12 protein-coding genes and 1 tRNA gene are annotated in these 14,361 nt (G+C 65.4%); 4 read left to right on the forward strand and 9 right to left on the reverse strand.

Annotation, left to right across the window (positions count from 1 at the left end):
* Nucleotides 1-45: 45 nt before the first annotated feature.
* From GUY30_RS15325 to GUY30_RS15335, 3 genes are all read right to left on the reverse strand, one after another.
* Nucleotides 46-612 carry an isochorismatase family protein gene (locus tag GUY30_RS15325; protein WP_167199409.1) on the reverse strand — a complete coding sequence of 189 codons (567 nt, stop codon included), beginning with the start codon at nucleotides 610-612 and terminating at the stop codon, nucleotides 46-48.
* A gap of 168 nt (nucleotides 613-780) precedes the next feature.
* Nucleotides 781-1,269, reverse strand: coding sequence for a DoxX family protein (locus GUY30_RS15330; protein WP_167199412.1), 489 nt, complete (start codon nucleotides 1,267-1,269; stop codon nucleotides 781-783).
* Between the two features lie 70 nt (nucleotides 1,270-1,339).
* On the reverse strand, nucleotides 1,340-2,500 hold the full coding sequence (locus tag GUY30_RS15335; protein WP_228281444.1) for a CPBP family intramembrane glutamic endopeptidase: 1,161 nt from the start codon (nucleotides 2,498-2,500) through the stop codon (nucleotides 1,340-1,342).
* Nucleotides 2,501-2,693: 193 nt separating this feature from the next.
* On the opposite strand from GUY30_RS15335, the gene GUY30_RS15340 reads away from it, so the two are divergent.
* Nucleotides 2,694-4,244 carry an APC family permease gene (locus GUY30_RS15340; protein WP_228281448.1) on the forward strand — a complete coding sequence of 517 codons (1,551 nt, stop codon included), beginning with the start codon at nucleotides 2,694-2,696 and terminating at the stop codon, nucleotides 4,242-4,244.
* 60 nt (nucleotides 4,245-4,304) lie between these two features.
* Here the strand turns inward: GUY30_RS15340 and GUY30_RS15345 are convergent, their stop codons facing one another.
* Complete coding sequence (locus tag GUY30_RS15345) at nucleotides 4,305-4,817, reverse strand: GNAT family N-acetyltransferase (RefSeq protein WP_167199415.1); 513 nt, start codon at nucleotides 4,815-4,817, stop codon at nucleotides 4,305-4,307.
* Between the two features lie 144 nt (nucleotides 4,818-4,961).
* Between GUY30_RS15345 and argG the strand changes: the two genes are divergently transcribed.
* The gene (argG, locus tag GUY30_RS15350) at nucleotides 4,962-6,383 is read left to right on the forward strand and encodes an argininosuccinate synthase (protein ID WP_139467983.1); all 1,422 of its coding nucleotides are present in this window, start codon (nucleotides 4,962-4,964) and stop codon (nucleotides 6,381-6,383) included.
* Nucleotides 6,384-6,642: 259 nt separating this feature from the next.
* On the forward strand, nucleotides 6,643-7,392 hold the full coding sequence (locus GUY30_RS15355; protein ID WP_228281449.1) for a DNA alkylation repair protein: 750 nt from the start codon (nucleotides 6,643-6,645) through the stop codon (nucleotides 7,390-7,392).
* 12 nt (nucleotides 7,393-7,404) lie between these two features.
* Here GUY30_RS15355 and GUY30_RS15360 read toward each other — a convergent pair whose 3' ends face one another.
* Both GUY30_RS15360 and GUY30_RS15365 read right to left on the reverse strand, forming a co-directional pair.
* On the reverse strand, nucleotides 7,405-8,118 hold the full coding sequence (locus tag GUY30_RS15360; protein WP_167199421.1) for a hypothetical protein: 714 nt from the start codon (nucleotides 8,116-8,118) through the stop codon (nucleotides 7,405-7,407).
* A 191-nt stretch (nucleotides 8,119-8,309) separates the two neighbouring features.
* Nucleotides 8,310-8,382, reverse strand: a tRNA-Arg gene (locus tag GUY30_RS15365).
* A 374-nt stretch (nucleotides 8,383-8,756) separates the two neighbouring features.
* Here GUY30_RS15365 and GUY30_RS15370 point away from each other — a divergent pair.
* Nucleotides 8,757-10,589: a phosphoenolpyruvate carboxykinase (GTP) gene (locus GUY30_RS15370; protein ID WP_167199424.1), complete on the forward strand. Its 1,833-nt coding sequence runs from the start codon at nucleotides 8,757-8,759 to the stop codon at nucleotides 10,587-10,589.
* A 420-nt stretch (nucleotides 10,590-11,009) separates the two neighbouring features.
* On the opposite strand, the gene GUY30_RS15375 is transcribed toward GUY30_RS15370, so the two are convergent.
* The 3 genes from GUY30_RS15375 to GUY30_RS15385 all read right to left on the reverse strand — a co-directional run bounded on the left by GUY30_RS15375 (nucleotide 11,010) and on the right by GUY30_RS15385 (nucleotide 14,336).
* Entirely contained in the window at nucleotides 11,010-11,243 is a 234-nt protein-coding gene (locus GUY30_RS15375) for a hypothetical protein (protein ID WP_167199427.1), read from the reverse strand.
* Entirely contained in the window at nucleotides 11,240-12,601 is a 1,362-nt protein-coding gene (locus GUY30_RS15380) for an inorganic phosphate transporter (RefSeq protein ID WP_167199430.1), read from the reverse strand. Before GUY30_RS15380 ends, GUY30_RS15375 begins: the two co-directional genes overlap by 4 nt.
* 319 nt (nucleotides 12,602-12,920) lie before the next feature.
* Nucleotides 12,921-14,336 (reverse strand): aspartate aminotransferase family protein, encoded by a 1,416-nt coding sequence (locus GUY30_RS15385; protein WP_167199433.1) that lies wholly within the window; start codon nucleotides 14,334-14,336, stop codon nucleotides 12,921-12,923.
* Between the last annotated feature and the right edge of the window lie 25 nt (nucleotides 14,337-14,361).

Consider the following 14,361-nt stretch of genomic DNA (forward strand, 5'->3'; position numbering starts at 1 on the left):
CTGACCTGGGGCGATGTCAGAGGCGAAGGGTTGAGAGTCAGCGACTCACACCAGGTCGGCTCCCGCCTTTTCGACCTCCGTGAGGGCTGCCTTGCTCGAGTCTTCACCGACCCCTGCGACGAGGTCCGTGAGCACGCGGACCTTCAGGCCCGCGCTCAGGGCGTCGAGAGTGGAGGCGCGCACGCAATGGTCGGTGGCGATCCCGACGACGTCCACCTCGGTGACGGTGAGATCGTCCAGAAGCTCGCCGAGGCGGCTCCCCGTTTCCGTGATCCCCTGGAAGGCCGAATAGTCGGGTTTGCCCTGGCCCTTGCGGACCTCATGCGTGATGAGAGCGGTGTCGAGGAGCGGGTCGAATGCCGCACCCGCGGTGTCTGCGACGCAGTGGACCGGCCAGCTGTCGACGAAGTCCGGGGCGTCGCTGAAGTGGCCGCCGTTGTCATTGTCGGCGTCGTGCCAGTCGCGGGAGGCGATGACGGCGTCGTAGTCACCGGCCTGGGTGGCGAGGTGGGCGCTGATGCCTTCGGCGACCGCGTCGCCGCCGGTCACGCCGAGCGCGCCGCCTTCGGTGAAATCGTTCTGGACATCGACGATGAGGAGTGCCTTGGCCATGGTTGAAGCATAGGCGTTTCTGCGCGGATTTCCAGGGGTCGTCGCAGGATTCTGTCGGTCGGGCGGACGAGCGCAGACTGTGGGCTCGTCGGCGGACATCGAAGCGGCAGGCACACCATCCGCGGCCTCCTGCCCGGAGGCATCACAGGCGGACGGGTGCGTCATGCCTCAGGCCTGCTTGAGGGCGCGCTTCTCCGCCTTCTTCGCAGCCTTCGCCGCGGCTTTGGCAGCTGCTTTGTCGATGGCCTTCTGATTCTCGCCGGCTCCGAGGAGGAGCAGCAGCCCGCCGAGAGTGGCGAGGTTCTTCGAGAACTGCGTCTGGTGGGCCTTCGCCTCTCCGCCTTCCATCTCCCAGAAGGAGTGTCCGGCGAGGGTGGTCGGGATGAGGGACCCGGCGAGTGCGAGTGCCGAGAGTCGCGGCTTGATTCCGAGCAGCAGGGTGGTGCCGGCGAGGATCTGGACGCCGCCGTTGATGCGCACGAGCAGCTCGTTGTCTTCGGGAAGTCCGGGCACATATTCGCGGATGGCGTCCAGGGTCGATTCGGCCATCGCCGCCTTGCCTGCCGGATCTGTGACGGCCGAGTAGCCGCCGCTGATGAAGATCGGTGCGGTGAACACGCGTCCGGCGGTCTGCAGCAGCGAAGGTCCGAAGGTCATATGAGGCTCCTGTGAGGGTTGGGATTCCGGTTGATCGGATTTTGAGCCTAGCCGACGCCGGGGCCGGGCCTCAAAATTCGAGGTCGGCCTGCACTCGCTTGGCTTTCTTGATTCCGAGCTCCGGCTGCTTCCGGAACTGCCCGGTGGCCATGAGCACCGCGATGACGATCGCGGAGACGATCCAGCCGGCGACACCGAGGAATGCGGTGAGAGCAGGATCCGGAGTCTGCGCCCCTGTGTCGAGGAACAGCGCGAGCAACATGCCTGCGGATCCGTTGAGTGCGGCGTGGGCGAACACGGCCGGCCAGACGGATCCGGTGCGCAGGCGCAACCAGCCGAAGAGGATGCCGACCATGATGCAGCCGCCGACCATGAAGCCCACTCCGGTGATGTCGGGGCGGCCGAAGTTGTAGCCGAGCAGGATGAGCGGTGCATGCCACAGACCCCAGACGATGCCGATGATGAGCAGTGCGGGCCAGGCGCCCAAGGGGCGCAGGCTGGTGAGCAGCCATCCGCGCCAGCCGAATTCCTCGCCGATCGTCACGCCGATGTTGGCCGCCGAGCCGACGACCATGAGCAGCAGATAGATGGCGATGGCGGCTGCCGTGGGAAGTGCGTTCGCCCCGGGAATCATGTCCAGCTGCGCCTTGAACCCGGACAGTCCGTCGAGGTCGAGAGTGAGCCATCCGAAAGCCGAGCTGACAAGGTAGCCGAGGACGACGAGCACCATGATCCCGAAGAAGGAGGCGATGGTCGTTCCGAGGACGCGCCCGAAGCTGCGTAGGGGCCAGAAGCCGAAGTAGCGGGGAGCGCTGGCCAGGACCTCTCCTCTGGCTCGGGCCCGTCGCCGCTGGACGATGGAGGCGATGATGCTGGCGATGAGCGGAGTGAACATCATGGCGCTGCCGCAGGTCAGGAGCAGGGCCGGGTCGCCGATCCCCTCTTCGGAGATCCACAGCGGCAGGCAGACCAGCCATGCGACGCCGAAGGCAATGACAGCGAAGACGCCGATCTCCAGCCACGGGGCCCGGGAGGGCACGACGGCGAGTGGTCGCCCTTTCGCGTCGACCTCCTCGGTGGGGGTGTGCGATCCATCCATCGCCGAGGCGGCAGGACCGGGCATGGAATCCGTCGTTCCGGGCGGGTGGGGTGGGACAGCGGGCTGAGGTGATGGCTCGGTCGGTCCGGTCGCCTCGGCGAATCCTGCCTGAGTGTGCGTCTGCGTGTTCACGGTTCCTCCTCGTTCCTGCACTGTGTCCACCGGTTCGACGGTGATCCGTGCCTGTGATTCCACGCTATGACGGGGCGTCGCCCGGCACCTCCGCCGCGAGGATGAAATCGCAGTCAGCCGTGAGGCGGGGAATCGGGGTTACGATGACGAACGGAAACGGAATCAACGACGATTCGAATGAAGGAACATCACCATGTCCGACCATCTCCCCGACGCCCATCACCCTTCGGGCGCCGACAATTCCCCCGGCCGCCGCGGCACCGGCGACCACCTCTCCGACTCCGACCACCTTGCTGTCCTCGGCTACGGTGACTCGTTCGAGCGGTCGATGAGTCCGTGGGCGAACTTCGCCCTCGGCTTCACCTACCTCTCCCCGCTCGTCGGCGTCTATTCCCTGCTGGCCGTGGCACTGTCCACGGGAGGCCCACCGTCGATCTGGTGGATCGTCATCGTCGCCTGCGGTCAGCTGCTCGTCGCCCTCGTCTTCGGCGAGGTCGTCTCCCAGTTCCCCATCGCCGGCGGCATCTACCCCTGGGCCCGACGCCTGTGGAGCAAGCGCTACGCGTGGATGGCCGCCTGGGTCTACATCTGCGCACTCATCGTCACGATCACCTCGGTGTCGGAGTTCGGTGCCGGATTCCTCGCGAGCCTGTTCGGGCTCGAGCTCAACCGCACCACCACTCTCGTTCTCGCTCTGGTTCTGCTCGTGCTTGCTCTGGCGATCAACTTCTCGGGCACGAAGTGGTTGGCCCGAATCGCCCGCATCGGGCTCTTCGCCGAGCTCATCGGAGTCATCGGCCTCGGCCTGTTCCTGCTCATCTTCGAACGCAAGCACAGCTTCTCAGTCTTCTTCGACACCATGGGCACCGCCGGCGACGGCAGCTATCTGCCCGTGTTCCTGGGTGCCGCCGTCGCCGGGCTCTTCCTCTTCTACGGCTTCGAAGCCTGCGGCGACGTCGCCGAGGAGGTTTCGAACCCGGCTCGCGGAATCCCGAAGGCCATGCTCATGACGATCTTCGTCGGCGCGATCTCGGCCCTGTTCTCCTTCGGCGGGTATGTGCTCGCGGCACCGAACCTCGATGAGATCGTCGCCGGCGAGGTCGCCGACCCGATTCCCGCGATCCTCGCCGGCAGCCTCGGCGATGTCGGTGCGAAGATCTTCCTGCTCGTTGCGATCCTCGCGTTCATCTCCTGCGTGCTCAGCCTGCAGGCCGCCGCGTCGAGGCTGATCTTCAGCTTCGCCCGCGACGGAATGATGCCCGGCCACCGGTGGCTGTCGAAGGTCACCGACGGGACGAAGATCCCACACAACGCTCTCATCGTCGCCTGCACGGCACCCGCTCTCATCTGCGTGCTCATCTGGTTCAACGACGGCATCCTCGTCGCCGTGACCTCGTTTGCGATCCTCGGCATCTACCTCGCCTTCCAGATGGTCGTCCTCGGCGCGCTGCGACAGCGGGTCAAGGGCTGGAAGCCGGCGGGACCGTGGTCGCTTGGCGGCTGGGGCATCGTCGTCAACATCGCGGCCCTTGCTTACGGAGTTTTCGCGATGATCCTGTTGTCGCTGCCCGGCGACTCCGGGTCGTTCTTCGCCGACTGGATCGTGATCATCGGTCTGGCCGTCGTGCTTGTCGCCGGATTCATCTACCTGTTCACGGCACGTCCGGATCGGAAGTCCGACGCTCCCGAAGGTGACGCCATCGCCGTCGCCGAGGCGATCCGCACCCACCGTGCGAAGCTGTAGGTGGCGCGGGGTCGGGCGTGGATCCTTCCGGCGAACGGGGTGAGGCGCGGCGGCCCCGGATCAGACCCCGAACTCTGGCGCGAAGACCAATGCCCCGGCAGACGCCTCGCCGGCCAACGGCATCGCCATGAGCGCTTCGTCGGGGACGTCGACGTGGAGGGTGATGCCGAATCCGGATGCCGGGGTGAACCCGAAGCGCGGGTAGTACTCGGGGTGGCCGAGGACGACGGCGAACGCCTCACCCCTGTGGGACGCCTCGGTCAGCAACGCCTCGATGACGGCGGTGCCGACGCCGGTGCGCTGATGCTCGGGCTGGACCGAACAGGGGGCGAGGCAGGCTCCGGGGACCTCACCGACGAAGCAGCGGGAGAGCATGGCGTGGGCGATGACCTCACCGTCGAGGACGCCGACGAACGAGAGTCCTTCGATCCCGTTGCCGGAAGCGCGGAGAGCGTCGACGATCTCCGCCTCGTCCACCTGGCTGAAGGCGGCCGCGGTCAATGCGTGGATGGCGTCGATGTCATCGGACGTCTCGGCGCGGATGGCGAACTGGGGCGCGGGAGGATTCGTCATCCGCACACGATAGCCATCATCGGGGCCGCCTCGGCGAGATTTACGGTAGGGACGGCCGCCGTCCCGTCCGCCCTGATCACATAAAAATACATTCCCATGCATAACAATTCGACAATCGCACCAAAGAGCCGTTACGCTGGTGCCATGTCGAAAGTACTGTCTTCGCTCCCAGTCGGTGAGCACGTTGGAATCGCCTTCTCCGGCGGACTGGACACCTCCTGCGCGGTCGCGTGGATGCGCCACAAGGGCGCCATCCCGTGCACGTACACGGCCGATATCGGCCAGTACGACGAACCGGATCTGGAATCGGTGACCGATCGCGCCAAAGAATACGGCGCCGAGATCGCCCGCTTCGTCGACGCCAAGCGTCTGCTCGTCGAGGAGGGCTTCGTCGCCCTGCAGTGCGGTGCGTTCAACGTCCGCTCCGGCGGCAAGACCTACTTCAACACCACTCCCCTCGGCCGTGCTGTCACCGGCACGATGCTGGTGCGCGCCATGAAGGAAGACGGCGTCGACATCTGGGGCGACGGCTCGACCTACAAGGGCAACGACATCGAGCGGTTCTACCGCTACGGACTCATGGCCAACCCGAAGCTGCGCATCTACAAGCCGTGGCTCGACTCGGAGTTCGTCGATGAGCTCGGCGGCCGGCAGGAGATGAGCGAATGGCTCGTCGAGCACGGCTACCCCTACCGCGACTCGGCCGAGAAGGCCTACTCCACGGATGCGAACATCTGGGGCGCCACCCACGAGGCGAAGACCCTGGAGTTCCTCGACGCCGGACTCGACATCGTCGAACCGATCATGGGCGTCGCCGCCTGGCGTGACGACGTCGAAGTCAAGTCCGAAGAGGTCTCCGTCCGCTTCGAGGCAGGCCGGCCAGTCGCCATCAACGGCGAAGTCTTCGATGATCCCGTTGCCCTGGTCTTCAAGGCCAACGAGATCGGCGGCCGCCACGGACTCGGCGTGTCCGACCAGATCGAGAACCGCATCATCGAGGCGAAGTCCCGCGGAATCTACGAAGCCCCGGGCATGGCGCTGCTGCACGTGACTTACGAACGCCTGCTCAACGCCATCCACAACGAGGACACCATCGCCCTCTACCACGAGGAGGGCCGCCGCCTCGGTCGCCGGATGTACGAGGGACGCTGGCTCGACCCGCAGTCGCTCATGCTCCGCGAATCCATGCAGCGGTGGGTCGCCTCGGCGATCACCGGCGAGGTCACCTTGCGCCTGCGCCGCGGCGACGACTACACGATCGTCAACACCGAGGGCCCGAACCTGTCCTACCACCCGGAGAAGCTGTCGATGGAGCGCGTGGGCGACTCCGCCTTCGGCCCCGAGGACCGCATCGGCCAGATGACCATGCGCAACCTCGACATCGCCGACTCGCGTGCCCGCCTCGAGCAGTACGCTGCCATGGGCATCGTGTCCGGCCCGACCTCTGAGCTCGTCGGCTCGCTGGAAGCCGGAGGCGCCGAGGAGATCGCGAACTCCAACGCCGAAGTGGACGAGGCCAGCGACCTCGCCAACCTCTCCTCGGCCTTCGACGCCGGCACGGACTGAGGTCCCGAACGGGCTGAGGCCCATCCGAGTCAGAGGCCCCCAGAACTTCCGGAGGTACCGCGCAGCATGAGACTCGCGGCCTCCGGTTGAGAACAGAGAACGGCCGGCGGGCGCACTCCCCGATCAATGCGATCGACGGAGTCCGCCTGCCGGCCGTTTCGCATTCACCGCGGACTGCCGCGTGCATCCTCGCGGTGCGCGGTCACCGTGACCCGCGGTGCACATAAGAGCTGTGCGCGGCCGTGGAATGATTCATTCCATGACTTCCGAATCCCGGATCGACGTCGGGACCCTCGCCGAGGCGGTCGACCGAGACCTGCGTGCCCGTGGCGGCAGCGAACGCGCCCAAAAGGAGAAGGCCTACCTCAAGAGCGAACTCATCCATTTCGGAGTGAGCGTCCCGGATACTCGAGCCGTCGTCCGTGCGGCCTTGCGCGGGACGAGGCTGAGCCACGACGAGGTCACCGAGCTGGTGCGGCTCCTCTGGGCCGCCCCGACAGATTCATCCGGGCCTGTCCATGAACGTCGCGCCGCGGCCACGATGGTGCTCATCCAATCGCAGGACCGCCTCGGCGCTGGGGATGCCGACCTCATCGAGAGCCTGCTTCGCGAGGCGAAGACCTGGGCTCTCGTCGATCCTCTGGCCGGGGATCTCGTCGGCCCGCTGAGCGAACAGGATCCCGGTTTCGATCCTGTTCTCGAACGCTGGGCGCACGATGACGACTTTTGGATTCGCCGCTCGGCACTGCTGGCGCACTTGGTTCCGCTGCGGCAGGGACGCGGGGACTTCGACCGGTTCTCTCGCTTCGCCGATGCGATGCTCGAGGAGAAAGAGTTCTTCATCCGCAAGGCCATCGGCTGGGTGCTGCGCGATACCTCGCGCAAACGCCCCGACCTCGTCTTCGACTGTATCCTCCCGCCTGCTCACCGTGCCTCCGGGGTGACACTTCGCGAGGCCGTCAAGCGCCTCTCGATCGAACAGCGTGAGGCCGTTCTCGCCGCCAGATGACCCGAGTCTCTGCTACCTGACCCCGCCTCGGCGGACCGGCGGGTGGCCGGGCATCTGGCGGTGCGCGTTCTCGGGGTTGCCCGTCAGCTCGACGACTCCGCGGTCGAGCGCAGCCTGAGCCAGTTGCGGATACCCCGCCGCCGAGGCGGCCCGTGCGATAACCTCGATCGCCGAGTTCGCGGACTGTCGGCCTGTTCCGGCGAACCAGATCCAGCGGCCGTCGATCGACCGTGGAATCGGGTCGAGCGCCAGCGTGAAACGCCTGCGCCCGCGCCTGGCACCATCAGCCGAACAGGCAACGAAGTGGACGCCGTTCTTCGTCCACCACGACGCCCGCAGAGTCGACTGCGCCAGCTGTCCCTGCAGTCCGACCTCTTTGAGATATCTGTTCGCGCCGGTAACCCCGGCAATGCTGCCGCGCGTGATCTGCTGGTAGGGGATGGCGTAGGGGCGAATGCCCGGAGCAATGGAGCCGACAAGGATCCCACGTTCACAGACGATGAGGCGCTCACCGGAGAGATAGAGAAGGATCAGACCGAACATCACCGCGAAGATGATGCCGGGAGCCACCGCCAGCACTGGCGTCTCCCCCGGGTTGATGAACGTCAGACCGGTGAAGATCACCCACCCGAGGACGAATGCCGTCACGGTCTTCGGCCCTGGGCGGTCGGCGAAGACCATGATGACCTCGCCGAACTCCTCACGATGACGACGGGCCTTCCTCATCACAGCACTCAACAGAACCCAACTTTCGGATCAATAGTCATGTTCAACCTGCCCTGCTCTCTGCTGGGCAGGCGAGCCATCCTGTACACACTTTTCGGCCTATAACCCTCATCAACCCCAGATCGGCCGACTCCAGGCATACGAAAAAGTCCCTCACCGGCAATCCTGCCTGGTGAGGGACTTTCCTTCGGTGCGCCACGAGGGATTCGAACCCCCAACCTTCTGATCCGTAGTCAGATGCTCTATCCGTTGAGCTAGTGGCGCATGTCGCTCGGACTCACGCCCTGCAACTCGAACAACTATACACACCCGTTTCGCCGAAGCTCAAATCGCATCCACGTGCGCTTCGCCACATTCGCACTCACGGTCAGAACCGCCTCGGCGAAAGGGGATGAAATCGCAGATTTCAGCCGACAATGATCGGTGAAAAAATCAGTCAATGCAATGAAACAACACGTCATACATTTGCTTCATTCACGCCAAACAGTGCTCGGCTGTGATCCAATGCACATCTTCGAGTGACCGAAACTCGCGTATTTCGCTTCCGCCCCCATCCTACGGTGGATGTGTACCAACCGCTCGACGGACGCCAGCCGCCGGACACCTAACCCCATTCTCGATTGACCAGGAGACCACTCATGACTGTCCTCGACCATGATGTCGTCGCTGACCAGCTGAAGAACGCACCGACCGAAAACAAGTCGGTGCTCTCGTTCGTCAGCCGGATCGCCGCCCTGACCACCCCGGACGACATCGTCTGGATCGATGGTTCCGAAGCACAGAAGAACGAGATCGCTGAGAAGCTCGTCGAGGCCGGCACCATCCAGCGTGTCAAAGGCACCAAGGACTCCTACTACGCGGCCTCCGACCCCGAGGACGTCGCCCGTGTCGAGGGCCGGACCTACATCTGCTCCGAGGACGAGAAGGATGCCGGTCCGCTCAACAACTGGGTGGCTCCCGCGGAGATGAAGGAGACCCTCAATCCGCTGTTCGAGGGCGCGATGCGCGGACGCACCATGTACGTCATCCCCTTCGTCATGGGCCACGCCGAGGCGGACCAGCCGATGTTCGGCATCGAGGTCACCGATTCGGCCTACGTCGTGCTCTCCATGCTCGTCATGGCTCGCTCGGGCAAGTACGCCCTCGATGCGATCGACGCACAGGACGCGAAGTTCGTCGAGTGCGTCCACTCGGTCGGCGCGCCGCTGGAAGAGGGACAGGAAGACGTCGCCTGGCCCTGCAACACCACCAAGTACATCACCCACTTCCCCGAAGAACGCGCCATCTGGTCGTACGGTTCCGGCTACGGCGGCAACGCGCTGCTGGGCAAGAAGTGCTACGCGCTGCGCATCGCCTCGGCGATCGCCCGCGACGAAGGCTGGCTGGCCGAGCACATGCTCATCCTCAAGCTGACGAGCCCGGAAGGCGTCGTCAAGTACGTCGCCGCGGCGTTCCCCTCTGCCTGCGGCAAGACCAACCTCGCCATGATCGAACCCACCATCCCCGGTTGGAAGGCCGAGACCCTCGGTGATGACATCGCGTGGATGCGCTTCGGCGAGGACGGCCAGCTCTACGCCGTCAACCCCGAGTTCGGTCTCTTCGGCGTCGCCCCGGGCACCGGTTACACGACGAACCCGACCGCGATGCGCGCCATCGAGGCCGGCGGCAACATCTTCACCAACGTCGCTCTGACCGACGACGGTGACGTGTGGTGGGAAGGCAAGACCGACGAGGCGCCTGCTCACCTCACCGACTGGAGGGGCAACGACTGGACTCCAGAGTCCGACACCCCCGCCGCTCACCCGAACTCGCGTTTCTGCACCCCGATCGCGAACGTGCCGACCCTGGCTCCCGAGTGGACCAACCCGAACGGTGTGCCGATCTCGGCCATTCTCTTCGGCGGTCGCCGCAAGACCACGATGCCTCTGGTCACCGAGACCAAGGACTGGACCCACGGCGTGTTCATGGGCTCGGTGCTCTCCTCGGAGACCACCGCTGCTGCCACCGGTGCCGTCGGCGTCGTCCGCCGCGATCCCATGGCGATGCGCCCGTTCATCGGCTACAACGTCGGTGACTACCTGCAGCACTGGATCAACATCGGCAACACCGAGGGTGCCCAGCTGCCGAAGATCTTCTACGTCAACTGGTTCCGCCGCGACGACGACAACTCGTTCCTGTGGCCCGGATTCTCCGAGAACTCCCGCGTTCTCAAGTGGGTCTTCGAGCGCGTCACCGGCACCGCCGATGCTCAGGAATCCCCGCTCGGCCTCACCCCGGTCGAAGGCGGCCTGGACACCGAGGGGCTCGACTTCACCGACGAGCAGCTGCGCAAGGCTCTCGCCATCAAGCCCGAAGAGTGGGAGACCGAACTCGGCCTCATCGAGGAATGGTACGCCGAGCTCGGCGATTCGGTTCCGGCCGAACTCCGCGCCGAGGTCGAGAACCTTCGCGAGCGCCTCGGCCTCGCCTGAGTAGTTCGGCTGAGTCTCGCTTGATTGAGCAGTTCCGCTGAGTTGCCGACGGCCTGAGTCGTCCGCTCATCGACAATCCCCCAACCGCCGCCGAGGTGGTTGGGGGATTGTCGTATTCCGTGACAGCTGGGAGGCCTGCACCCCTCACCTTTGGTGCCGACTGTCGCCGCTACTCCCAAGGCACGAACATAGGTACCTGTTCACCACGGAGCATCCCTCACCGCTGCTGTCGCTGAGCACCGGTGGAAGCAAAACGTCGTCGCAGCGTCACGTTGTGCCGTTGCAGTTGTATGCGCTGCAGCTAAGGGTGAGTGATGGCGCGCTAAAGGGTGGACGTGACGCTGCCGGTGAGTGATGGTCGCTCAAAGCGGCTGTCGACGGCAGGCAGTGGCCGACGGCAAGCGATCGCCGCCCGAGTCGTCAGGCGCCGTGGAGCGCCGGGACGATGAGGTAGACGCCGAGCAGCACGACTGCTCCGCAGATTCCGAAGACCGTCCAGTAGGCGACCGGCAGCCCTGCGTTGCTGCGGCCCTCGTCGACCCGGTCGAGATGTGTCGCGCGCATGCGCACGGCAACGGAGAACAGCGTGATGACGACGATGGCCGAGATCCATGTGGCGGCCGCAACGATGGCAAACGAACTCCACTCGATCATTTCGCGTCTCCCCTATCGCTCGCATCTGAACGGCCCGCATCGGCTCCGGTGTTCGAGGCACTCCCCGCATCGGCAGGCACGGCCTCGTTCTTCTTGGTGTCGCGGTGAGCACGGCGCTTCTCTTTCGCCGCCTGTTTCTCGGCCCAGGCTTCGTAGCGGGCTTCCCGCTTCTCCTGAGCGCGTTTGCGGTTGCGGTCCTTGCGCAGCTTGCGCTTGCGGCCGCGGATGTTGACGGCTTCGCCGACGGTGTCGAAGTTCGAGATGTCCGTCTCCTCGACCCGGCGGGAGCTGAGATAGATCCACAGCACCACGGTGACGGCGACGATCGTGTCGACGACGACGCCGACCGTTCCCAGGTGAGCGATTCCGGCGGCGACACCGCCGACGATCGCGGCGGCCGGAATCGTCAGCAGCCAGCCGGAGGCGATCCGTCCGGCCGTCGACCACTGGACGTCGGCGCCCTTGCGGCCAAGTCCCGAACCGAGCACGGAACCGGAGGCGACTTGCGTCGTCGACAGAGCGAAGCCGAGGTGCGAGGAGGCGAGGATGGCCGCCGCCGTCGAGGTCTCAGCCGACAGGCCCTGTGCGGGCTTGACCGTCGTCAGCTTCGTGCCGAGGGTGTCGATGATGCGCCAACCGCCGACGTAGGTGCCCAGCGCGATGGCCAGAGCACATGCGGTGATCACCCAGAGGTGCGGGCCGGTGCCGTGCTCCTGCAGGTTCGCGGAGACGAGGACGAGGGTGATGACGCCCATCGTCTTCTGTGCGTCGTTCGTACCGTGGGCGAGCGCCACCAGCGAGGACGAGAAGATCTGTCCGTACTTGAACGGCGCACGGCGAGCGGTCTTGCCCTCTTCGTTGCGGCGGGTGATCGCGTAGGCGATGCGAGTGCACAGATAGGCGCTGAAGCCGGCGATGAGCGGAGCCGCCAGGGCCGGGATGACGACCTTGGACAGGAACACTCCGTAGTCGACGGAGCTGAACCCGGCACCGACGATGGCCGCGCCGATGAGGCCGCCGAAGAGTGCGTGGGACGAGGACGACGGAAGGCCGAAGCGCCACGTCGCCATGTTCCAGATGATGGCGCCGATGAGGCCGGCGAGGATGAACGAGGGGCTGATCTGGACTCCCCCGCCGCCTTCTTTGATGATGCCGCCCGAAATGGTCTTGGCCACCTCGGTGGAGAGGAAGGCGCCGACGAGGTTGAGGATCGCAGCGAGCGTGACCGCGGCCTTCGGTTTGATGGCTCCGGTCGCGATCGGGGTGGCCATGGCATTGGCCGTATCGTGAAAGCCATTGGTGAAGTCGAAGAACAGTGCCAGTGCGATGACGAGCACGACGACGAAGATGATTTCCACTAATCGACCTTGGGTGTAGACACTATTCGGACCGTGGATGATGCAGCTGACGGCCAGCCATCACTATCCCGCAGAAGTCTACCCACAGATTCAACTGCTCTTCACCCGCAATTCGACCCTACTCCACCTCGTTCACCTTTTGTTCACTTTTGACGTGCGCAAACGGTCCCCGTCCGGGTGAGAGTGCAATTCCTCTCACTTTCCGAACGGCGCCCGTGTACAGCGATCCCTCGCCGAGGCGGCTCCCACGTCCCGTGCTCATCCGCGGAATCCGCGGCGCAGCCTCGCCGAGGCGGCGCCTCCTGCAAACGTGCCGAATCTACTCCGCGACGTACCGATCCGCGACTTCGAGTGCCCGGCCCAGGGCGGCGAGCCCGAACCTGACGTCCTCATCCGGGGTGTTGAGCGGCGGCACGACGTGGATTCGGTTGAAGTTCGCGAACGGCAGCACGCCTTCGGCCTTGAGCGCGGCGATGATCTCGTTCATCTCCGGGGAGCTGCCGCCGTAGGCCGCCAGCGGCTTTTTCGTCGTCCGATCCTTCACGAGTTCGACCGCCCAGAAGCAGCCCAGTCCGCGCACGTCCCCGACCGAGGGGTGACACTCAGCGATCTCCCGCAGGGCCGGACCGATGATGTCCTCGCCGAGGCGGTCCGCATTGGCGATCATCCCCTCGTCCTCCATCGCGGTGATCGTCGCGACCGCTGCCGCGCAGGCGAGCGGGTGTCCCGAGTAGGTCAGTCCGCCCGGGTAGGCCCGGTCGCGGAAGGTCTCGAAGATCGCCTCGGAGATGGCGACCCCGCCGAGCGGGACGTACCCGGAGTTCACACCCTTGGCGAAGGTGATGAGGTCCGGGGTGACGTCCCAGTGGTCGAGGGCGAACCAGCGACCGGTGCGACCGAATCCGGCCATCACCTCGTCGGCGATGAAGACGATCCCGTACTTCGCCGTCAGCTCGCGCACGCCGGCGAGGTAGCCGGCCGGCGGCGCGTAGATCCCTGCGGTGCCCGGCACGGTTTCCAGGATGAGGGCTGCGATGTTTCCGGGTCCTTCGAGGATGATCATGTCCTCGAGGTGGGCCAGTGCCCGCTGGGTCTCATCGGCCTCGGACGTCGAGTTGAAGTACGACCGATACGGGTAGGCGGGCATGAAGTGGACGATGCCTTCGGCGGAGTAGTCATTGGCGAATCTGCGTGGGTCGCCGGTGACATTGACGGCCAACTGCGTGCCGCCGTGGTAGCTGCGATAGGCCGAGAGCACCTTCGTTCGGCCGGTGTGCAGCCGGGCCATCCGGATCGCGTGCTCATTCGCGTCGGCGCCCCCGTTCGTGAAGAACACGTGGTCGAGGTCGCCCGGGGTGCGTTCGGCGATGAGTCGTGCCGCCTCGGAGCGGGCATCGTTGACGTGCTGCGGCGCGATCGTGCACAGCTTGCCGGCCTGCTCTTGGATGGCGGCAACGACGGCAGGGTGCTGGTGGCCGATATTCGTGTTGACCAGCTGCGATGACATGTCGAGCAGCTTTCGGCCCTCACCGTCCCAGACGTAGGGTCCGGCGGCGTCGACGATCGTCATCGGGTCGAACGGTCCCTGTGCCTGCCAGGAGTGGAAGACGTGGGCGCGATCGAGTTCGTGGGCGCGGCGCCCGGCCTCGATGAGGTCGGGGCCGATCCGATCGGCACCCGTGCGATCAGCGCCGAGGGGCGATTCGGTGAGCGGGGAATCCGCGGTGGTGGTCATGGCTGCTCCTTCGCCGAAGTGGTTC

This window comes from Brevibacterium pigmentatum, from assembly GCF_011617465.1.
Taxonomy (GTDB): domain Bacteria; phylum Actinomycetota; class Actinomycetes; order Actinomycetales; family Brevibacteriaceae; genus Brevibacterium; species Brevibacterium pigmentatum.